This is a genomic window from Blastococcus sp. CT_GayMR19 (assembly GCF_004570385.1).
Classification (GTDB): Bacteria; Actinomycetota; Actinomycetes; order Mycobacteriales; family Geodermatophilaceae; genus Blastococcus_B.
Map to the genome: position 1 here is coordinate 65,607 of NZ_SPQL01000011.1, position 19,927 is coordinate 85,533.

22 protein-coding genes and 1 tRNA gene are annotated in these 19,927 nt (G+C 73.8%); 15 read left to right on the forward strand and 8 right to left on the reverse strand.

Annotation, left to right across the window (positions count from 1 at the left end; all coding sequences use genetic code 11):
* Positions 1–15: 15 nt before the first annotated feature.
* Together E4P39_RS15590 and E4P39_RS15595 are read right to left on the reverse strand one after the other, a co-directional pair.
* A complete protein-coding gene (locus tag E4P39_RS15590; RefSeq protein ID WP_135137495.1) occupies positions 16–480 on the reverse strand; it encodes an FHA domain-containing protein in 465 nt (154 codons plus the stop codon).
* A 67-nt stretch (positions 481–547) separates the two neighbouring features.
* Positions 548–1,372, reverse strand: a complete 825-nt coding sequence (locus E4P39_RS15595) for a DUF3662 and FHA domain-containing protein (protein WP_135137496.1) — start codon at positions 1,370–1,372, stop codon at positions 548–550.
* 188 nt (positions 1,373–1,560) lie between these two features.
* Between E4P39_RS15595 and E4P39_RS15600 the strand changes: the two genes are divergently transcribed.
* Positions 1,561–1,643 (forward strand) — tRNA-Leu (locus E4P39_RS15600).
* 83 nt (positions 1,644–1,726) lie between these two features.
* Here the strand turns inward: E4P39_RS15600 and E4P39_RS15605 are convergent.
* The 3 genes from E4P39_RS15605 to E4P39_RS15615 form a co-directional block, all read right to left on the reverse strand.
* Complete coding sequence (locus tag E4P39_RS15605; protein ID WP_135137497.1) at positions 1,727–2,188, reverse strand: DUF1707 domain-containing protein; 462 nt, start codon at positions 2,186–2,188, stop codon at positions 1,727–1,729.
* Between the two features lie 97 nt (positions 2,189–2,285).
* A complete protein-coding gene (locus E4P39_RS15610; protein ID WP_135137498.1) occupies positions 2,286–2,762 on the reverse strand; it encodes a pyridoxamine 5'-phosphate oxidase family protein in 477 nt (158 codons plus the stop codon).
* Between the two features lie 53 nt (positions 2,763–2,815).
* Positions 2,816–3,973, reverse strand: coding sequence for an acyl-CoA dehydrogenase family protein (locus E4P39_RS15615; protein ID WP_135137499.1), 1,158 nt, complete (start codon positions 3,971–3,973; stop codon positions 2,816–2,818).
* Between the two features lie 89 nt (positions 3,974–4,062).
* On the opposite strand from E4P39_RS15615, the gene E4P39_RS15620 reads away from it, so the two are divergent.
* Together E4P39_RS15620 and E4P39_RS15625 are read left to right on the forward strand one after the other, a co-directional pair.
* Complete coding sequence (locus tag E4P39_RS15620; protein WP_209306563.1) at positions 4,063–4,545, forward strand: GNAT family N-acetyltransferase; 483 nt, start codon at positions 4,063–4,065, stop codon at positions 4,543–4,545.
* Positions 4,546–4,610: 65 nt separating this feature from the next.
* Positions 4,611–4,850 carry a glutaredoxin domain-containing protein gene (locus E4P39_RS15625; protein ID WP_209306564.1) on the forward strand — a complete coding sequence of 80 codons (240 nt, stop codon included), beginning with the start codon at positions 4,611–4,613 and terminating at the stop codon, positions 4,848–4,850.
* A 76-nt stretch (positions 4,851–4,926) separates the two neighbouring features.
* On the opposite strand, the gene E4P39_RS15630 is transcribed toward E4P39_RS15625, so the two are convergent.
* Positions 4,927–6,126 carry an HNH endonuclease signature motif containing protein gene (locus tag E4P39_RS15630; RefSeq protein WP_135137500.1) on the reverse strand — a complete coding sequence of 400 codons (1,200 nt, stop codon included), beginning with the start codon at positions 6,124–6,126 and terminating at the stop codon, positions 4,927–4,929.
* 186 nt (positions 6,127–6,312) lie between these two features.
* On the opposite strand from E4P39_RS15630, the gene E4P39_RS15635 reads away from it, so the two are divergent.
* The 11 genes from E4P39_RS15635 to E4P39_RS15685 all read left to right on the forward strand — a co-directional run bounded on the left by E4P39_RS15635 (position 6,313) and on the right by E4P39_RS15685 (position 16,127).
* Entirely contained in the window at positions 6,313–6,975 is a 663-nt protein-coding gene (locus tag E4P39_RS15635) for an endonuclease (RefSeq protein WP_135137501.1), read from the forward strand.
* 29 nt (positions 6,976–7,004) lie between these two features.
* Positions 7,005–7,931, forward strand: a complete 927-nt coding sequence (locus E4P39_RS15640) for an aldose epimerase (protein WP_135137502.1) — start codon at positions 7,005–7,007, stop codon at positions 7,929–7,931.
* Between the two features lies 1 nt (position 7,932).
* Positions 7,933–8,652 (forward strand): MOSC N-terminal beta barrel domain-containing protein, encoded by a 720-nt coding sequence (locus E4P39_RS15645; protein ID WP_135137503.1) that lies wholly within the window; start codon positions 7,933–7,935, stop codon positions 8,650–8,652.
* Positions 8,653–8,666: 14 nt separating this feature from the next.
* Positions 8,667–8,882 carry an RNA-binding S4 domain-containing protein gene (locus E4P39_RS15650; RefSeq protein ID WP_135137504.1) on the forward strand — a complete coding sequence of 72 codons (216 nt, stop codon included), beginning with the start codon at positions 8,667–8,669 and terminating at the stop codon, positions 8,880–8,882.
* Positions 8,883–8,966: 84 nt separating this feature from the next.
* Positions 8,967–10,412, forward strand: coding sequence for an RNB domain-containing ribonuclease (locus E4P39_RS15655; RefSeq protein WP_245159867.1), 1,446 nt, complete (start codon positions 8,967–8,969; stop codon positions 10,410–10,412).
* Complete coding sequence (locus E4P39_RS15660; RefSeq protein WP_135137506.1) at positions 10,409–11,596, forward strand: pyridoxal phosphate-dependent aminotransferase; 1,188 nt, start codon at positions 10,409–10,411, stop codon at positions 11,594–11,596. The genes E4P39_RS15655 and E4P39_RS15660 overlap by 4 nt, the downstream gene beginning before the upstream one ends.
* Before the next feature lie 134 nt (positions 11,597–11,730).
* The gene (locus E4P39_RS15665) at positions 11,731–12,333 is read left to right on the forward strand and encodes a hypothetical protein (protein ID WP_167761892.1); all 603 of its coding nucleotides are present in this window, start codon (positions 11,731–11,733) and stop codon (positions 12,331–12,333) included.
* On the forward strand, positions 12,312–13,121 hold the full coding sequence (locus E4P39_RS15670; protein ID WP_135137508.1) for a signal peptidase I: 810 nt from the start codon (positions 12,312–12,314) through the stop codon (positions 13,119–13,121). The genes E4P39_RS15665 and E4P39_RS15670 overlap by 22 nt, the downstream gene beginning before the upstream one ends.
* Positions 13,118–14,641, forward strand: a complete 1,524-nt coding sequence (locus E4P39_RS15675) for a GGDEF domain-containing protein (RefSeq protein ID WP_135137509.1) — start codon at positions 13,118–13,120, stop codon at positions 14,639–14,641. The genes E4P39_RS15670 and E4P39_RS15675 overlap by 4 nt, the downstream gene beginning before the upstream one ends.
* Positions 14,638–15,429 (forward strand): hypothetical protein, encoded by a 792-nt coding sequence (locus tag E4P39_RS15680; RefSeq protein ID WP_135137510.1) that lies wholly within the window; start codon positions 14,638–14,640, stop codon positions 15,427–15,429. Before E4P39_RS15675 ends, E4P39_RS15680 begins: the two co-directional genes overlap by 4 nt.
* Complete coding sequence (locus E4P39_RS15685; protein ID WP_135137511.1) at positions 15,426–16,127, forward strand: DNRLRE domain-containing protein; 702 nt, start codon at positions 15,426–15,428, stop codon at positions 16,125–16,127. The genes E4P39_RS15680 and E4P39_RS15685 overlap by 4 nt, the downstream gene beginning before the upstream one ends.
* On the opposite strand, the gene E4P39_RS15690 is transcribed toward E4P39_RS15685, so the two are convergent.
* Both E4P39_RS15690 and E4P39_RS15695 read right to left on the reverse strand, forming a co-directional pair.
* Positions 16,114–17,172 (reverse strand): PRC and DUF2382 domain-containing protein, encoded by a 1,059-nt coding sequence (locus tag E4P39_RS15690; protein ID WP_135137512.1) that lies wholly within the window; start codon positions 17,170–17,172, stop codon positions 16,114–16,116. The two genes, E4P39_RS15685 and E4P39_RS15690, sit on opposite strands and share 14 nt — an antisense overlap.
* Before the next feature lie 92 nt (positions 17,173–17,264).
* Entirely contained in the window at positions 17,265–18,236 is a 972-nt protein-coding gene (locus tag E4P39_RS15695; RefSeq protein ID WP_135137513.1) for an endonuclease/exonuclease/phosphatase family protein, read from the reverse strand.
* Here E4P39_RS15695 and E4P39_RS22985 point away from each other — a divergent pair.
* Positions 18,173–19,912, forward strand: a complete 1,740-nt coding sequence (locus E4P39_RS22985) for a metallophosphoesterase (protein WP_245159868.1) — start codon at positions 18,173–18,175, stop codon at positions 19,910–19,912. The two genes, E4P39_RS15695 and E4P39_RS22985, sit on opposite strands and share 64 nt — an antisense overlap.
* Positions 19,913–19,927: the final 15 nt, after the last annotated feature.

Below are 19,927 nucleotides of genomic sequence, written 5' to 3' on the forward strand. Positions count from 1 at the left end.
GCTCGCTCACGTCGCTCACGTACGCAGCTCCATTGCGGTCTGGCCGATGCGGATCGGCTGGCCGGGGTTGACCAGCAGTGGGCCCTGGACCCGCTGCTGGTCGAGGTAGGTGCCGTTGGTCGAGCCGAGATCCTCGACGTACCACTGGCCCCCTCGGTTGGTCAGCCTCGCATGCCGGGAACTGGCGAAGTCATCGGTCAGTACGAGAGTGGAGTCGTCGGCACGGCCGATGAGGATCGGCTGGTCGCCGAGCGTGATCCTGGTGCCGCTCAGGGGGCCGGCCGTGACCACCAGGGTCTTGGGGCCGCGCTGACCCCGCTTCTTGCCCGCGGCGGCGGCCCGGGGCGGCACCGCGGCGACGCGGCCGGCCCGGCCGCCGAAGAGGTCGGCGCGGACCACGCGGAAGGCCGCGAAGATGAACAGCCAGAGCAGCAGCAGGAAGCCGAACCGGAAGATCTGCAGGACGATCTCGGCAGTCATCCGCGCACCGCGCCCGGTGTGTTCGGAGCCGGCGGTGCGGTGGTGCTGCGTGAGGGCGCCAGCTCGCTCACGCGCCGTCCTGCCGGTAGACGAGGACGGAGTGGCCGATGCGGATGACGTCGCCGTCGGCCAGGGCGAGGCGGCTGACGCGGCGCCCGTTGACGAGCGTGCCGTTCGTCGACCCGAGGTCCTCGACGGTCGCCGTTCCGGCGTCCAGGACGACGTCGACGTGCTTGCGGCTGACGCCGGTGTCGGGGAGGCGGATGTCGGCCTCGGTCCCCCGCCCGATCACGTTCCGGCCGGTGGTGAGCTGGTGGCGCGTGCCCGGGCCGTCGACGACCAGCACGTGCGTGACCCCGGGCCGCGAGCCGGCGCGCCCGACGATGGAGGGATTCTGCTTGCCGGTGTCGGAGGCGACGCGGCCCCGCAGCGGGGGGAGCGGGGGCAGCGCCGGGTGCGCGGCGGACGAGGGCATCGGCGGCGCGGCCACGGCGACGTCGTCCCGGGACGGCGGGCGGGCCGGGTCCGCGACCTGCGAGCTGACCTCGAAGACGCCCGTGGGCAGGTCGTCGTCACGCTCGAGCCGCACGGTCACCTTGTCGAAGACCTGGTAGCCCTCGTCGTCGATGTGCTCCGTGACCATGTCCGCGAGCTCGGCGGCCAGCTGGTCCGACCACTGGCCGAGGTGGCCGAAGTCGGCCTCGCCCAGGCGCACCACGTAGACGTTGGGGGCGAGGACGCGGCCTTCCCCGACGACGGAGCGCTGCTCGTCGGCCTCGCGCTGGAGAGCCTTCGCGATCTCCGCGGGATGCACCTTGCCCTTGAAGATGCGGGCGAACGCGAGTCCGACCATGCCCTCGAGTCGTCGCTCGAAGCGCTGCAGCACACCCACAGTCGCTCCCTCGCATTCGGCCGGACGTCCCGCTGTGCCACCGGTGATCGTAGCCGGGTGATGGGCCCCCGACCGGCCCGGAGCCTCGCGACGCCCCGCAGGACCTGCAGGAGTAGCGGTGCGCCGGGTGCAACGACCGCCCCCCGCCCGGGCTACGGCCTCCGGGCTGATAATGTCCACGTTCGCCAGGGCAAGTGGCGGAATGGCAGACGCGCACGGTTCAGGTCCGTGTGTCCGAAAGGACGTGGGGGTTCAAGTCCCCCCTTGCCCACCCGAACGACCAGCACCCGATCCCCGCCCGGCCTCCGTGCCGGGCGGTGTGCGTTGCGGGCGGTGTCCTCAGTCCCCAGGTCGTCAGGTCCCGAGCTGCCGCCGCTTCCCGCCGTCGTCGGTGCCGCCCATGAGCGTCTGCGCCAGCAGCACGGCGCCCCAGGGGCCGATGACCCAGACCGGCCAGAAGTAGAGCAGCTCCCAGGAGGCCAGCGAGATCGTCGCCCAGATCGCGATCACGATCAACGAGGTGCTCATCCAGCTGCGCCACGAGTGGGGATCGGCGCCCTGCCAGGTAGCCGCGCCCGCGGCGGGCGCCGGTGCCGGCTCGGTGTGCGGTGCGGTCTCGACCGCGCGGCCGGTGCTCACGGGGGGAAGATCCGCGGTCAGTGCCTCGAGCTCGCCGAAGGTGCGGGCCGCGTAGGCGCGGGTCAGCCGCTCGTCGTACTCGTCGAGGGTCAGCCGGCCGGCGGACATGTGCTCGCCCAGGACGGTGGCGACGGCGGCGCGGTCGGTGTCGGCCGCCCGCAGGTGGGGCTGGGGCATCGCGGATCTCCAGGTGCGGGGGGCACCAGTGTCATGCCACGGAGCGCTGCGGTCCACCGTCTCGTGGCCGCCGGTTCCACGTGGAACGCGGTGCGCCTCAACGCAACGCCGTGGTGAGGCCCTGTCCCGGCCGCCACGACGAGATGACCAGCGCCGTCTTCTCGGCGTTGAGCGCGACGAGGACGACCTGCTCGAGGTCGATCCGGAACAGCTCGAACCCCATGTGCTCGGGCGCGATCCCGGCGTCCCCGGCGAACGCGGCGCGCTCGGCATCGCCCGTGACCGGAACCGCCCGGCCGGAGAGCTTGGCGTCGCCGCTCCACACGTCGGGCTCGGCGCTCCCGCTGTGCAGGGCGAAGCGGGGATCGCGGCGCAGGTCGTCGAACTTGACCGAGGCGGGCATGCCGGCCAGCCACGGCTCTCCGCCGACGAAGCTCATCTCGATCCCGCTGATCCGCGGTGAGCCGTCGGCGCGCAGCGTGGCGAGGAACTTGTGCGCGCGGGCGTCGAAGGCGGCGCGGACCCGCGCGGCGAACTCGGGTTCCTCGGACTCGACGTCGGCGAAGGAGGCCATGGCGGCACTCTGCACCCGGCTCCCGACGAAAAGCGGGCCTCGGGGCGTCGTCCTCAGCCGCCCGCGGACTCCTTCGCCAGGTGCTTGCCGATCACCATCCGCTGGATCTGGTTGGTGCCCTCGAAGATCTGCATGACCTTCGCCTCGCGCATGTAGCGCTCGACGGGGAACTCGCGCGTGTAGCCGGCCCCGCCGAGCACCTGGACGGCGTCGGTGGTCACCTTCATCGCGGCGTCGGTGGCCACCAGTTTGGCGATGCTCGCCTGGCGCGAGTAGGGCTTGCCGGCGTCCTTGCGCCGGGCGGCCACGAGGTAGGTGGCGCGCGCGGACTCCACCGCGGCGGCCATGTCGGCCAGCAGGAACGCGACGCCCTGGTGCTCGACGATCGGCCGGCCGAAGGCCTCCCGGTCACGTGCGTAGTCGATCGCCACGTTCAGCGCGGACTGCGCCAGTCCGACTGCGACGGCGCTGACCCCCAGTCGGCCCGAGTCGAGGGCGGCCAGCGCGATGGCCAGCCCGCGTCCCGGTTCACCGACGAGCCGGTCCGCGGGGATCGGGACGTCGTCCAGCCGGATGGCCGCGGTGGTGGAACCGGTCAGCCCCATCTTCTCCTCGGGCCGGGCGGGGCTGAAGCCGTCGAGGTCGGGGGTGAGGTGGAAGCAGGAGATGCCGCGCTCCCCGTCGGCGGGGGTGCGCAGGAACGTCGAGTAGAAGTCGGCGTGGCCGCCGTGGGTGACCCAGGCCTTCTCGCCGCGGGCCAGCCAGCCGCCGTCGGACGGGGTCGCCGCGGCGCGCATGGCGCCGGGGTCGGAGCCCGCGTGCGCCTCGGACAGGCAGTAGGCGCCGAGCAGGCCGCCACCGACCATGTCGGGCAGGAGCTCGCTGCGCTGCGCGTCGGTGCCGAACTCGTTGATCGGGAAACAGGCCAGCGTGTGCACGCTGACCCCGAGGGCGACGCTGGCCCAGCAGGCGGCGAGCTCCTCGACCACCTGGAGGTAGACCTCGTAGGGCTGGCCGCCGCCACCCACGTCCTCGCCGAACGGCAGGCCCAGCAGGCCGGCCTCGCCGATCAGCCGGAAGACCTCGCGCGGAAAGCGCTCCTCCCGCTCGTACTGCCCCGCCTTGGGCGCGAGCTCGGCGTCGGCCAGCTCGCGCGTCAGGGCGACGAGGTCCCGGGCCTCCTGGGTGGGCAGTTCACGGTCGACCAGCACGGTTCTCCTCGGGGGACGGCGGTGCCGCGACCGTACCCGCGGTACTTTCGGCGCCCCATCCGCTCTGACCCCGCGAAGGCGATCCTCCGTTGCCGACTGCCTCTTTCGTCCGCCTGGCGCCGGCCGAGTGGGACGACCCCGACGTGCGGCGGCTGGCCGACGCGCAGCAGGCGGAGCTCCGGGCGCGCTACGACGGTGCCGCGGAGCCGGGCACGCCCCCCTCGGCGGCCGACCTGGCGATCGTGCTGGTGGCGCGGAACGAGGACGGGGCGGCCATCGGCTGCGGGGCGCTCCGCGCGATCGCGGACGGCGTCGGTGAGCTCAAGCGCATGTACGTCGTGCCGTCGGCGCGCGGGCGGGGCATCGCGAAGGTGGTGCTCGCGGCGCTGGAGGACGACGCCCGGAGCCGCGGCTGGACCACGCTCCGCCTGGAGTCCGGTCCCCGGCAGCCCGAGGCGATCGCCCTGTACACGTGGGCGGGCTACCGGCCGACCGAGGCGTTCGGGGCCTATGTCGCCGACGCGAACGCCGGGGACTCCCTGTTCTTCGAGCGGGCCCCCCCGGCCCCGTGAACCGGGCCTTGCGCCTGGCGCCGGTCGGGCCCAGCGTTGAGGTCCGGACGGCGCTGGGAGGTTCGTTGACCGAAGCCATGACGCTGTACTGGCGACCTGGATGCCCGTTCTCCGCGCGGCTCAAGGTCCGGCTCCGGCTGGCCCGCATCCCGTTCGATGCGGTCAACATCTGGGAGGACGGTGAGGCGGCCGCGATCGTGCGGTCGGTCAACGACGGCGACGAACTCGTGCCGACCGTGCGCATCGGCGAGAAGTTCATGAGCAACCCGTCGTTCCGCGACATCCGAGCCGCGATCCGGGGCTGAGTTCTTCCGGGTCACGTGCACACCCGCGATCTGAGTAGCACCGGCAGGAGTCATCTCCGGCCGGTGCCACGGGTCGTCACGGGCTCTTCCCGCGGATCAGGATCTCCGTGCCGTCCGGCCGGAAGGTGTGCCAGACCGCGGTTCCGGGGGCGCGGGCGATGCTGAACCGGCCTTCGTGCACGGCGGTGTGGTGTCGCTCGCAGAGCAAGGCGCCGTTGTCGCGGGAGGTCACGCCGCCGAAGGCCCAGTGAATGACGTGGTGGACGTCGCACCAGGCCGCGGGGGCCCGGCAACCGGCGAACACGCAGTGGACGTCGCGGACCTCGATCGCGCGCCGGATACCGGCCGACGCGGTGCGCTGCTCGCGTCCGACGTCCAACGGCAGACCGCTGGGACCGGTGACGATCCGGACCACTGAGGCGTCGCAGGCGAGCCGCCGTGCGGTCTCGGCGGTGATCGGGCCGGCGAAGGGCAGCTCGGCAAAGCCCCGCTCGGCAGACAGCGCCTGCAGGTCCATGCTCACCCGAACCTGCGCCCGCTCGCCGCGCACCGTCGGCAGAGAACCGCCGGCCAGGGCCTGCCGGCACAGCTCCACCAGGGCATCGCCCTGGCGCTCGGCATGGCTCCGCCGGTCGTCGGCCGGACGGTATCCGTTCATCACGGCCTCGAGCGCGGCGTGCACCGTCTCCCCGCCGACCGGGTCGAGGTGCCTGGTCAGGTACACCGGCCCGCCGCTGCTGGACGCCATCCGCAGCACCCGGGGGAGGCCGGCTGAATCGTCGAGCAGTCCGTCGGGGTCGACTCCGGCTACCCAGCGGCGCGCCGCCTTCGCCGTGTCCTCCGGGCCCAACACCCGCGCGGCCTCGGTCAGCACCTGGTCGGTGGTGGCCAGATCGATCCCGGCATCGGCCGCCGCCGCGATCCGCGCCGGGGTCACCGCCGCCGTCACCATCTGCACGTGCGCCGAACCGACCGCACCGGCCGCGTACGCCGCCTGGAGCTCCGGCATCGAAGGAAGCCGGCATGCGGCCCGGACCAGCGCGGTCGCCTCCGCGCCGGAGAGCCGGCAGTGCGCGGTCAACCAGGTCTTCATCGTGCCCATGCCGTCAGCCGCGTGGACCTGCCGATCACCACCGGCGGCCACGCAGCGGGTGAGGACGGCCGACAGGCGGTTGATCGCGACCTGGGTGAGCGGCATGGTCTCGCGGAGTTGCTCGTCCGCGAGATCGGCCGGGTCGAAGTCGCGCGGGTCGAGTTCCGCGATCTGTTGGAGCACAGAGGTCCACGACGACACCGACCTCCTACCTCCGCTCACCGCGATGACTCGAACGTATGAGCGAAGAGTAGACGTTCGCTACGACAGAAATAGCAGGTCAGAGCCCCTGTGGACGGAACTCCGTCATCCACAGCCGAGCAGTTCTGACAGGAGGGATCGACGGCATCGTCGGGTAGGAGTAGTCGGGTGAGTCCAGCCCAGGAGACCGCCCGCGCCGTCCTCGACCGGTACGGCACCACCTACGCCGACGGTGCAGGCATCCGGTTGACGGACGAGCCGGCCCCGCTGTTCCAGCTGCTCGTCCTGGCTCAGCTGCTCTCGGCGCGGATCGGGGCGGACATCGCCGTCGCGACCGCGGGGGAGCTGTTCGCGCGAGGCCGGACCGGCCCGGAGCCGATGCGCGACGCTGCCCGGTCGGGCCTCATCCAGGCCCTCGGCCGCGGCGGGTACCGCCGCTACGACGAACGCACCGCGACGCAGCTCCGGGACATGGCACAGCTCGTGCTCGACCGGTACGGCGGCGATCTCCGTCGACTGGGCCAGGAGGCCCACGGCGACGTCGCGACGGCGGGCCGGCTGCTGCAGGAGGTCAAGGGCATCGGCCCGACCGGCGCGGCGGTGTTCCTCCGTGAGGTGCAGGCCGTCTGGCCGTGGGTCCGCCCGTACCTGGACGACCGTGCCCGCGCCGGGGCACGGCGGGTGGGCCTCCCCGACGACGGCGAGGATCTCGCCGCGCTGGTCCCGGACCACGATCTCGCCCGTTTCGCCGCCGGCCTCGTGCGCATCTCGCTGCTGCCCGCTCGCGCCGAGCCGCTGGAGACCCAGCAGCCCGCGGCTGTGATGGAGTGACCGGCAGCGCCCCGACCCGAGGAGGACCCATGACGGCATGGCCGGCCACCGAGCCCACCGAGGTGGTGCTGCGAGCCGGGGACGCCCGGCTGGCGCTCGACCTCCGCGGCGGCGGACTGCGCCGCCTCGTCGTCGGCGACTGGGACGTTCTGGACGGCTACCCCGCGGGCGCCGTGGCCGGTGGCTCCCGCGGTGCGGTCCTCCTGCCCTGGCCCAACCGCGTCCGGCACGGCCGCTGGGCGTGGCAGGGCCGCGAGCTGCAGCTCGACATCCGATCCACCGATCAGCCGCACGCCCTGCACGGGCTGGTCGCCTGGCAGTCCTGGGCCGCTCTGGAGCAGACAGCCGATCGGACCACGGTCGGCCTCACCCTGGAGCCCCGCCCGGGCTATCCCTTCCGGCTCGCGGCGGCCGTCGACTACACGCTCGCGCCGGACCGGCTCGCGGTGACCGTGCGGGTCCGCAACGCCGGGTCCGAGCCGGCGCCGGTCGCCGTCGGCATGCATCCGTACCTGCACGTGGGGGCCGCGGAGGACGGCGGGATCTCCGCGGCCGAGCTGCACGTCGGCGCACGGACGACCCTGGAGACGGACGGCGGCCTGCCGACGGGCCAGCGGCACCGGTTCCACGGGGACGTCGGCCGGATCGGGCACCGCGCCTTCGACACCCCGCTGACCGACCTCGAGCGGGACGACGACGGCTGGGCCCGGGTACGGCTGCGCGGCCCGGCCGGGGAGCTCGAGCTGGCCGTCGACGAGCAGTGGTCGTGGCTGCAGATCTACAGCGGTGACCAGTTCCCCGAAGGCCAGCACCGCCGCAGCCTGGCCGTCGAGCCGATGACGTCCCCTCCGAACGCGCTGGCCGACCACGTCGACCTCGTCGTCCTGGAACCGGGCGGGGAGTGGTCCGGCACCTGGACGCTCGCCTGGACACCTACGCCGACCCGGCGGCACTGACGTGCGGGTCGTCGAGCTGTGGCGTTTCCCGGTGAAGTCGCTGCAGGGCGAGCGGCTGGACGCCGCCGAGCTGGGCCCGGGCGGCATCACCGGCGACCGGCAGTGGGCGCTGTTCGACGTCGCCAGCGGCTTCGGGCTCACTGCACGCCGGGAGCCGGACCTCCTCTTCGCGGCCGCCCGGACACGGCCGGACGGCGGCGTCGAGATCGTGCTGCCCGACGGCACCGTGACCGCCGACGACGCCGCGCTCTCCGCCTGGCTCGGCCGCCCGGTGGCGCTCCGGTCGGCGGCCGAGGTCACCGAACGACGTCGCTACGAGAGCCCGGACGACGACCTGGCCGAGGCGCCCAAGCGCTGGCACGACTGGGAGGGCGCCGCCGGCGGTGCGTTCCACGACAACGCGGACGGCCGGCTCTCGCTGGTCTCCACCGGCACGCTCGGCAGCTGGGACCGCCGGCGGTTCCGGTCCAACGTCGTGCTGGAGGGCGCCGGGGAGGACGAACTGCTCGGCGCCCGGCTGCGGCTGGGCGGTGCCACCATCGTCGTCGGCACGCCCATCCCCCGCTGCGTCATGGTCACCCGCCCCCAGCCGGGCGGGATCGGCCGGGACACCGGCGTGCTGAAGACGATCCACCGCGAGCGCGGCGGCGACCTCGCGATCGCGGCACGGGTCCTCGAGCCGGGCACCGTGCGCACCGGCGACGTCCTCGAGCCGGCCTGACGGACACTGGCCGCGTGCGCACCGTCGATCTCCGCTCCGGCGAGGACACCATCCGGCTCGGTCAGCTGCTCAAACTGGTCGACGCCGTCCCGACCGGCGCCCAGGTGAAGGACGTCCTGCTCGCCGGCGCGGTCCGGGTCAACGGCGAGCCGGAGGAGCGGCGAGGGCGCCAGCTCCACCGCGGGGACGTCGTGGCCGTCGAGGGCATGGAGGACGTCCGGATCGGCTAGTGCGGGACGGCGGGTTCCACGTGGAACGCGGGCAGCGGAGCCCTCTGTCAGGCTGGCGGACGCTCCGAGTGCGAAGGGATGGTCGTGGTCGAATCCGTGCGTCCCCCGATCCGGGTGCCTCGCTGGCCGTCGGCCGCCGACGCCGAGCCCGATTTCGCCGCCATCCGTGCCGAGTTCGAGGTGCCGGAGGAGTTCCCGGCGGACGCGCTGGCGGAGGCGTTGCGGCTCGCGACCCAGCCACCGCTGCCCGAGTTCGACGCCACCGACGTCCCCCTGGTCACCCTGGACCCGGTCGGCAGCCGGGACCTGGACCAGGCCGTGCACCTGGCTGCCCGGGGGAGCGGTTACCGGGTCACCTACGCGATCGCCGACGTCGGAGCCTTCGTCCGGCTCGGCAGCGCCCTCGACCGCGAGGCCCGGCGCCGCGGGCAGACGCTCTACAGCCCCGACCGGCGGACCCCGCTCCACCCGCCCGAGCTCAGCGAAGGGGCGGCCAGCCTGCTCCCCGACGGGGTCCGGCCGGCCGCTGTCTGGACCATCGACCTGGACGCCGACGGCGAACCGGTCGAGGTCCGGGTGCACCGGGGCCGCGTGCGCAGCCGCGCGCAGCTGGACTATCCCGCCGTCCAGGCGCAGGCCGATGCCGGCACCCTGCCCGAGCCGCTGGCCCTGCTGCCCCGGATCGGCGCCCTGCTGCAGGAGCGGGCGGCCGAACGCGGCGCGATCGAGCTCGGCACCCCCGACCAGGAGGTGCGGGCGACGGCGGACGGCAGCTGGACCGTCGTCTTCCGCGGCGACCTGCCCGTCGAGGCGTGGAACGCGCAGATCTCCCTGCTCACGGGCCGGTGCGCGGCGGCGCTCATGATCGACGGCCGCGTCGGCGTCCTGCGCACGCTTCCACCGCCGAGGCCGGAGGACGTCGAGCGGCTGCGCCTCCTGGCGCCGGCACTCGGGGTCGTCTGGCCGGACGGCGCCTCCCCCGGGACGGTGATCTCCGGCCTGGACCCGAGCGAGCCCGGCGCGGCGGCGTTCCTCGACGAGGCGGGCATCCTGCTCCGCGGGGCCGCCTACACCCCGTTCGACGGCACGCCACCGCAGCAGCCCGGGCACGGCGGCGTCGGCGCCCCGTACGCGCACGTCACTGCCCCGCTGCGCCGGCTGGTCGACCGGTTCGGCACCGAGGTGTGCCTGGCGCTGGCCGCGGGGTCCGAGCCGGCAGCCGACCTGCGGGCGGCGCTGCCGGAGCTCCCCGCGCTCATGGCGGCGTCCGACCGGCGGACCCGGGAGGTCGAGCGCGCCGTCCTCGATGCGACCGAGGCCTGGTTGCTGCGCGGCCGGGAAGGCGAGATCTTCGCGGCGGTGGTGGTCGACGCCGAGGACGGTCGCGGCACCGTCGTCCTCGACGGCCACGCCGTCCGCGGCCGCTGTACCGGGGAGGGGCTGACGCCGGGCACCCGCGTGCAGGTCCGGCTGGAGGAGGCCGACGTCGCGGGCCGCACGGTGCGGTTCAGCCTGGCGGGCGCCCCGTGACCAGGGCACCCCACCTCACGGCCCGGCTCCAGGGCTTCGGGACGACGGTGTTCGCCGAGATGAGCGCGCTCGCGGTGGCCACCGGCTCGGTCAACCTCGGGCAGGGGTTCCCCGACTACCCCGGTCCCCCCGAGGTCCTCGACGTGGCTCGGGCCGCGATCGGCACCGCCGCCGACCAGTACCCACCCGGGCCGGGCACCCTCGAGCTGCGCCAGGCGATCGCCGACCACGCCCGGCGCTTCCGGGGCCTGGCCTACGACCCCGCGGACGAGGTCCTCGTCACCGCGGGTGCCACCGAGGCCCTGTCCGGCGCCCTGCTCGCGCTGCTGGACACCGGCGACGAGGTCGTGGTGTTCGAGCCCATGTACGACTGCTATGCGGCAGGCATCGCGATGGCCGGCGGTGTGGCCCGGCCCGTCCCCCTCCGCCCGCCGGCCGACGGCGGCGGCCGCTGGACGTTCGACCCCGCCGAGCTCCGGGCCGCCATCACGCCTCGCACGAAGGTGCTGCTCGTCAACACCCCGCACAACCCCACCGGCAAGGTCTTCACCCCCGAGGAGCTCGTCGTCCTCGCCGTGCACGCGATCGAGAACGACCTGCTGGTGCTCACCGACGAGGTCTACGAGCACCTGGTCTTCGACGGCGCCCGGCACATCTCGATCGCCACGCTGCCGGGCATGCGGGAGCGGACCCTGGTCGTCGGCAGCGCGGGCAAGACCTTCAACGTCACGGGCTGGAAGATCGGCTGGATCTGCGGCCCGGCACCGCTGGTCGCCGCCGTCCGCACGGCCAAGCAGTTCCTCACCTACGTCAGCGGCGGGCCGTTCCAGCCGGCGGTCGCGGCGGGGCTGCGGCTGCCGGACACCTACTTCACCGCGGCCGCGAAGGACCTCGAGTACCGCCGCGACGTGCTGGTCGAAGGTCTCCGGGACGCCGGACTGCCGGTGATCGGCCCGGAGGCGACCTACTTCGCCACCGTGGACGTCCGCGGCGTCCAGCCCGACGGCGACGGTCTGGCGTTCTGCCGCGCACTGCCCGAGCGCGCCGGGGTGGTCGCCGTCCCGAGCGGGGTGTTCTACGCCGCCGAGCACGCGCACCTCGGCAGGCACCTGGTGCGCTTCGCCTTCTGCAAGAGCGACGCCGTGCTCGGGGAAGCGGTCGAACGGTTGAGGCGCCTGGCCTGATCCGGCCGTGTCAATGGTGGCGAGGCTCTCCCGTACCGGAATCAACCCGGACGGGTGAGTTGGCTGTAGCGACTCAAGTGACCGGCGCTGTCGCCCGATAGGAGGGCATGAGCAGCAGCGATCCGCGAGTCCCGGTGGCCGGGCGCCGCCATGGCGGCCGCTCGCTCAACAGTCTCGCCATCCAGCTGTCGGCCTTCGCGCTGACCTTCATCCTGATCGCCCTCCTCGTCGTCACCTCGTCGCGCGCCGCGTTCGTGGCGCAGAACGACAACTCGACCAACCAGGTCACCAGCGCGGCGATCGCGCTCACCGACACCGACGCCGGCACGGCGATGTTCAACGGCGTCACCAACCTCATGCCGGGCGCCCCCGTCGAGCGGTGCATCGACGTCACCTACACCGGCACCGTGGACCCGACGGCGGTGCTGCTCTATGCCAGCGCGGCGCCCACCGGGACCCTCACGCCCTATCTCAACCTGACGGTCCAGATGGGCACCGACAACACCCCCGTCTTCGGCGACTGCACGGGATTCACCTCCGGTTCAACCGTGTACTCCGGGACCCTGAGCAACTTCGCCACCACCCACGCCGGCCATGCCACCGGCGCGACCACCTGGAACCCGATCGGCAGCCCCGAGACCCGCACCTTCCGGTTCGAGATCTCGGTACAGGACAACACCGCGGCCGCCGGCAAGACCTCGACCTTTGGTTTCTCGTGGGAAACGCGCACCAGCTGACCACCGCGGACCGGGCGGCGGCCGCCGCGGCCGCGGCCAAGGCCGCGACGGAGACCACGGTCGCCGCCCCGGTCACGGCCAAGCCGGCGGCCAGGCCGTGGCTCCGGCCGGTCCTCTACGGGGCGGGCACGGTCAGCATGCTGATGATCTCCATGGTCAGCAGCCTGTCGCTGTGGATCGCCCTCCCCTGGGCCTTCATCGGGTGGTCGCCGACCCTCGTGACCTCCGGGTCGATGGAACCGCTCGTGACCCCCGGCGACGTGGTGATGATCCGGCCGGTCTCCGACGAGGAGCTCGTCCCCAACACCGTGGTCCTCTTCGAGCGGGCCGACGACGTCCGCGTCCTGCACCGCATCGTCGAGCAGCTGCCCGACGGCACGTTCCGCACGCAGGGTGACGCCAACAGCGTTCCGGACAGCGAGTTCCTGCACGCCGAGAACATCCAGGGCGCCGCCGTGCTGGCCGTTCCCTGGGTGGGCCGCCCGTCGCTGTGGTTCTCGGAGGGGCGGGTCGCGCACCTGGGCGTCACCGCCGTCGCGCTCCTCGTCGTCCTGATCCTGGCTCCCCGCTCGTTCGACCCCGCCTTCGATCCGTGGGCCTCCGGCCGCCGGGTGAACCCGGCCGAGGTGCTGCTGGGCCGTTCGGGTGGCAGCCGTGCCGACCGGCGTGGCGGTGCGGGACGACGGCTGCTGCCGGAGACACTGCACGGGCTGGTCCTCGAGCGGCTGGCTGCGCAGAGCATCGCCGCCCAGCGCCGGACCGTCCACCTCCTCGAAGGCCTGTCATGAAGCGCCGCGGCGTCACCACGCAGGACCGGCGGGCCGAGCGCGAGGACCGGCGCAACCGTGGCCGGTCCGTCGCCGAGCGCGCCCTGCGCCAGATCCGGCTCGTCGCCGTCGCCCTGCTCCTGCTGGGTGGAGCGGGCTACCGGCCCACGGACGGCAGCGAGCTCGAGCGCGAGATCGTGCTGCCGCTCGCGGTCGCCGCCGCGACCGTCCTCGTGCTGCTCGCCGTCCTCACCGGCCGGGCCGCGCGCGCAGGCCAGGGACGACGGTCGGCGTTCGCCGCGGCGAGCACGATCGGCGACGCGGTCATCGTGCTCGGCGTCATCGCCTTCGCCGGCCTGCCGCCGCGGTCGTTCGCGCTGGTCCTGCTCATGCTGCCGTTCCTCGAGGCCGCTCTCTGGTTCGGTCTCAGCGGGCTGGCCGGCCTCTGGACGATGAGCTCGGTCGCCCTCGGCGCCCTCGCCGTCGTCTTCCCCGACCAGGCCCCGGACGACGCGCTGACCGTGCTCGTCGTCGCCATGCCGACGCTGCTCCTGGCCACGATCCCCGTCGCCATGCTCGCCGAGCACCTGGTCGCCCAGGTCGGGCAGCTGGGGACGGCGCGGGAAGCGGCCGACGACCGTGCCCGCCTGCTCGGTGATCTCTCGGCGATCACCGCGGACATCTTCCCGCTCGACGTCACCGCCGTCGTGGCCCAGCTGGCGGCCGGTGCCGCCCAGCTCGGCGCCACGGAGGTCGCCGTCCGCGACGCGGCGGGCACGGTCCACACGGTGTCCGATGCCGACGAGGCGGCCACCGGCGACGAGACGCTGCTCGATGAGGGCCAGGAGACCGTCCTGCTCACCCGTGACCTGGACGTGCCCGGTGGCGACGCCTACGCGTTCACCGCCCGGGTCACCGGTCCCGAGGACGAGGTGGCCCGCCGCGTCGAGGCCCTCGACCTGCTCGTCGCCCAGGCGCGGGTCGGTCTCGCCAACGCCGTCCTGGTGCAGCAGCTCGAGCTGCTGAAGCAGACGTACCAGGACCAGGCGACCCGCGATCAGCTCACCGGGCTGCTCAACCGGCGAGGGCTGGTCCTCACCGCCGAGCAGATCCCGGGTCACCTGGGCGTGCTCTTCTGCGACCTGGACGGGTTCAAGGGCGTCAACGACACCCTCGGCCACGCGGCCGGTGACGAGCTGCTCGAGAAGGTGGCCCGCCGGCTTGAGAGCGCCATGCGTGCGGACAGCGTCCTCGGACGCATGGGCGGCGACGAGTTCGTCGTCGTCGCGCCGGGCGCTTCCGACGAGGACCTCGCCGGGCTCGGCCGGCGGATCGAGATCGAGGTCGGCAAGCCGTTCCTCCTCGAGGCCGGCATGGCCCGCATCGGCGTGAGCATCGGTGCCGCGCACGCCAAGCCAGGCGAGCGCGACCTCGACAGCCTCCTGGGTCAGGCCGACCAGCTCATGTACGAGGTCAAGCGCAGCCGGAAGGCCGGGCGGGCCACCGAGGACGCGCGCACCGGGGCGGGCGGGCCGGCATGACGCTCCGCCTCTTCCGCCGGACGGGCGCGCAGCCCGTGCGCCGGGCGAAGGGCAAGCGCCTCCGCTTCTCGCTCAACGGCCTGGCCATCCAGCTCTCGGCCTTCGCGCTGTCCTTCACGCTCGTCGCCCTGCTGGTCGTGTCCGGCTCGCAGGCGGCATTCGTCGAGGAGAGCGAGGTCCTCGCCGACTACGTCCCCATCGGGACCGCGGCACCCTCGGCCACCGAGGGACGACGACCGTCCCGGCCCGCCCCCACCCCGGCACCCGAGGTGCCGCCGGTGGAGGAACCGCCTGTCCTGCTCGTCGCGGAGCCCGAGGAGGAGCCGGTCGAGGAGCCGCCCGTGCCCGACATCGAGGTGGAGCTCAGCGACAGCGACGAGGGGACGGCGATGTTCCCCGGGGAGACCATGCTGCCGGGCGTCCCGCTCGACCGGTGCATCGAGGTGAGCTACGACGGCGCCGACAATCCGGGACCCGTGCTGCTGTACGCGGCGGCGGCGAGCGGAGCCCTGGCCCCGTACCTCGACCTCACGGTCCACATGGGCAGCGCCGCGAGCGGTGCGTTCGGCGGCTGCGGCAGCTTCGCGGCCTCCGAGAGCGTCTACAGCGGAACCCTGGCCGACTTCGCCTCGGCGCACTCGAACTACGCCAGCGGGCGCTTCACCTGGAACCCGTCCGACGAGCAGGAGCGACGGAGCTTCCGCTTCCGCCTGACCGTGCAGGACGTGCCGGCCGCCGCCGGCAAGTCGGCGTCCTTCGGCTTCACCTGGCGGACGGAGGCGCCGTGAGCGCCGACGGAACCGGGCGTCGGGGACGACGACGGATGGTGCGCTCGGGACGGCGGCTGGCCGTGCTGGGCGCGGCCGCCGCCTTCACCGTGCTGCTCGCCCAGCACACCACGACGGCGGCGTTCACGGCGCAGACCGATGACACGGGCAACACCGCGAGCACGGCGGCGACCTTCTGCGCGTCGCCGGGCAGTTCCACGCTCAGCGCGAGCGCCGACACGACCACGTACCAGACGAACCCCACGACGACGTACGGCACGAGCGGCGACACCGGAGTCGGTTCCGCGAGTGGGGCGAACGGCCGTGTGTACGTGAAGTTCACCCTGCCTGCGCTCGCGGCTCGTTGCGTGGTGACAGCGGCGACGCTCCGCCTCCACGCGCACGACCCCGACGCGGGTCGGATCATCGACGTCTATCGCGTCGATCCGGCGGCACCGGCGTGGTCGGAGGCAGCCACGCACTGGAACAACATGCCCGCCTCGACGGTCCCCGGAGTGGGGAGCACGTCCGTGGCGGCGGCGGGATGGCAGGAGTGGACGGTCACGTCGATGGTGGCCTCGTTCTACGCCGGCACGAACTCCGGCTTCGTCCTGCGCGACCGCACGGAGGGCAGCGGCACCCCCTACTGGCAGCTCTACGGCGCCCGGGAGAACGCGACGACCGCGAACCGGCCGCAGCTCGTCGTCAGCTGGGGCTGAGTCGGGGCGACGAGCTCTCGTCCAGCACGATCTGCTCGCGCTGCACCTGCTCGGTGACCCGCTCCTGCCCCTCGACGGTCTCCGTGCGCAGGCGCACGCGCTCGACCGGGACGACCTCAACGCTGACCACCGGCCGCTCGGTGTGCAGGACGATCTCGTCCGGCAGGCCGTCGGCGACCTGGTAGCCCCCGGTGTCGTACCCGCCGGGCGTGAAGTCGCCGGCCCGCGCGCGTTCCCCGGCGGGCAGGTGGTCGGCCGGGAGCAGGGACTCTCCGGACCCGGGATCGGGGGCGTCGAGCGGCACCTCCTCCACCCGGATCTCCTCGCGGCGGATGGGCACCGTGATCTGGACCTCCTCGGTCACCACGTACTTCACCAGCCGGGCCCGCGTGGTGGCCACGCGCTCGGTACCGACGACCAGCCGCTCCTCGCTGCGGGTCATGGCGCCGGCGGTCGCCTCCGTGCCGTGCTCCGCGCCCTCCGGCGGCGGCGGGACGACCGGGATCTCCTGCGTGGGCGCCGCCATCACCCTCGTGCTCTCCAGGTCGTCCGCCGGGCGGTCGTCCGGGCGCCCGCCGTCCACGGGTCCGCTGTGCAGGTCGGCGTCCTCGTGCCGGTGCTCGGTCGGCGGTGGTACGGGCGGCAGCCAGCCCGGGGCACCGGCGGCGGGCTCCCGGTCGGGAGGTCCGGGGTCCCGGAGGCCGGCGTCCTGGATACCGGCGTCCTGGGCGCCGGCCTCCTGGATGCCGTAGTGCCGACGGAGCTCGGCCTCCTCCGCCGGGTCCAGGTGCTCACCGGCCAGTGCCGGCGCGCTCTTCACCGCGTCGGTGGTCACGGGCAGGTGCAGGGATCCGTCGTCGAACGTCGCGTCCACCGCCGGGACGATGGAGTGCCGGGTGCCGAACAGGCCGGTGATCACCGACACCCAGGTCGGGGCGCCGGTCCGGTCGTCGACGAAGAAGTGCTCGACCGTGCCGAGCTTGTCCCCGTTGGCGCCGTAGGCGGTGCTCCCGACCGCGGCGGAGACCTCTCGCTCGCTCAACATCGGTATCTCCCCTCAGCGCGGCGCCTCGGATGGGCACCGCTGTCCGAGGGCCGTGCCCATCGGCGCCCCTCGGTGAACATCCCGCGGAACGGTCAGCCGCCGGGGAGGACGAGCTCGGCGACGACGGCCCGGTGGTCGCTGCCGGACACCGGCACGACGTCGACCGACGCGATCGTGATCCGCGGATCCACCAGCACGTGGTCCAGGACGAGCCGGGGAAACCGCAGCCGGAGCGGCCGCCAGGTCCATGCCAGGCCTTTTCCCGCGGCCCGTGCGGCGTCGTCGTAACCCAGGCCGAGCACCGCCCGCAGCGCGGCATGGTCGAACGTCGCGTTGAAGTCACCGGCCAGCACGCGGAGCAGGTCGGGCGCGGGGGCCGGCAGGGAAGCGAGGTCCCGCGCCCAGCGCCGGACCGATGCGGGGGACGTCGCCGGGGGGAACGTGTGCACGGAGGTCACCTCGACGGCCGGTGCCGTGCTCCCCGCGAGCCGGACGGTCGGCTGCTCGAACTCGCCGGGGACCTCGCCCCGCCCGGTGACGGGCACACGGGTCCAGACCGCGCCTGACGCCGAGAGCACCTGGCCGGGACGGGCGGCGAGCACGTGTCCGTGCGGCAGGAGCGTGTGGATGCCCGCCGCCCGCAGAGCCGCCTCGGCGCGAGGTGTCAGCTCCTGCACGGCGAGGACGTCGACGTCGTGGCGCCGGACCAGTTCGAGCACGGGGCCGGGTGCCACCAGCCCGCGGCGCAGGCTCACCGTCGCCACGCGCAGCCGCGCACCGGACGGCGGGGGGCATGCCGGCGGCCGGCGGCGGGCGGGGACCAGAACGGCGCCGGCGAGGACCGCGCCGGATCCCGCGGCCACGAGCGCGGCGGCTCGGGAGCGGGCGTGGACGGCGAGGGCGAACGGCAGGACCGCGGACGCCGCCGCGTACGGCGTGAAGGACAGCGCCGGGATCAGCGGGAAGCCACGCTCGGAACCCGTCGCCCGCAGAACTGCCCATGTCGCCCAGGGCGCCGCCGCGGGAAGAGCCCACCGGCGGCGGGCGGAACGGCGGGAGGGCATCGCCGCTCACCGTAGCCGCGGCCGGGGAGCCGGAGCGGTGCCGCGTCGGCGGCGACGCGCTGACGCCGTCGGGAACGCCGGACGGCCCTCCGTCGTGGAACCACCCGGGAACCACGGTCGTCGCACGGCCGGCGTTCCGGCCCGACACCGGTGCCCCGTACCGCGCCCCGACCGGGAGGTCTGCACTGAACATCGTCGGTCTGCTGGGCTTCGGCACCGTCGTCCTGCTGGCGATGCTCCTGCTGCACTCGTACCTGTGGTGGCGGCTGGTGCGCAGCACCACCGAGCCGGGGCGGACGCGGCGGCGGCTGACCTGGCTGGTCGTCGTGCTCATGCTGCTGCCGGTGCTCGCCATCCTGCTGCGCCGCACGCTGCCCATGGACGCGGCCGCCCCCCTGGACTGGGTCGCCTACAGCTGGCTGGGCCTCGCCTTCTACACGTTCCTCGCCCTCCTCGCCCTCGAACCCGTCCGGCTCCTGGCGAGGCTCTGGACAAGAAGAGGACCGGCGGAGGTCAGCCCGAGCGGAGCCCGCAGGGATGACACAACGGCTCAGCCGGACCGCGGAACGGCACCCGGAGGCGGTGCCGTCCGGGAGGACAGCGATGTCAGGCTCGAGACGAGTGGGGCGGCTCAACGCCGAGGGGGGACGAACGCGGAACGTGGAAGCGAGACGCAACCCATGGAGCTCGAGCCGAGTGGGGCCCGAAGGGTCCCGCGCAGGCTCGACACAGCGGCTCATCGCGAAGAGGGAACGGCACCTGGCGGCGGTGCTGTCCGGGAGGACAGCGATGTCGTAGCCGCTGCGATCCGGGAGGATCGCGATGTCACCTCCCCGTCCCGGCGGGTGTTCCTCGCGCGCGGCCTGGCCGCGACGGCAGGCGTGGTCGCCCTCGGGACGGCCGGTAGCGGCGCAGATTTCGCCAACTCCTCGCCGGTCGTGCGTCGGGTGCCGGTGACGCTGGCGGGCCTGGACCCGGCGCTGGACGGCCTGCGGATCGTCACCTTCTCCGACGCGCACCTGTCGGCCACATACGGCGGCCGGCGGTTCGAGCGGCTGGTCGAGCTCGTCAACGAGCAGCGGCCCGACGTCGTCGCGATCGTCGGTGACCTGATGGACGGCGAGCTCCCGGAGCTGCGGGACGAGGTCACCCCGCTCGCCGACCTGGTCAGTGAGCAGGGCGTGTTCTTCGTGACCGGGAACCACGAGTACTTCGTGGACACGGAAGCGTGGCTGCGCCATCTGCCGACCCTGGGCATCGACGTGCTGCGCAACGAGCGGGTGCCGATCCGGCGGGGGAGCGCATGGGTCGACCTGGCCGGCATCGACGACCGCACGGCCGCGCGATCGGGCCTGCCCGGTCACGGCGCGGATCTGGACGCGGCCCTCGACGGGCGCGACGACGCCGTCCCAGTCGTGCTGTTGGCCCACCAGCCGTACATGGTGGGCCAGGCCCGGGCGGCGGGGGTCGATCTGCAGATCTCCGGCCACACCCACGCCGGACAGCTCTGGCCCTTCGACTACGCCATCCGCCTGGACCAGCCCGCGGTCGAGGGACTGTCCCGGCACGGGGACACGCAGCTCTACGTGACCGCCGGGGCCGGGTACTGGGGGCCGCCGATGCGGATCGGGGCCCGGCCGGAGGTCACCGTGGTGGAGCTGCGATCCCCGCGGTGACGGGTAGGGGTGCGA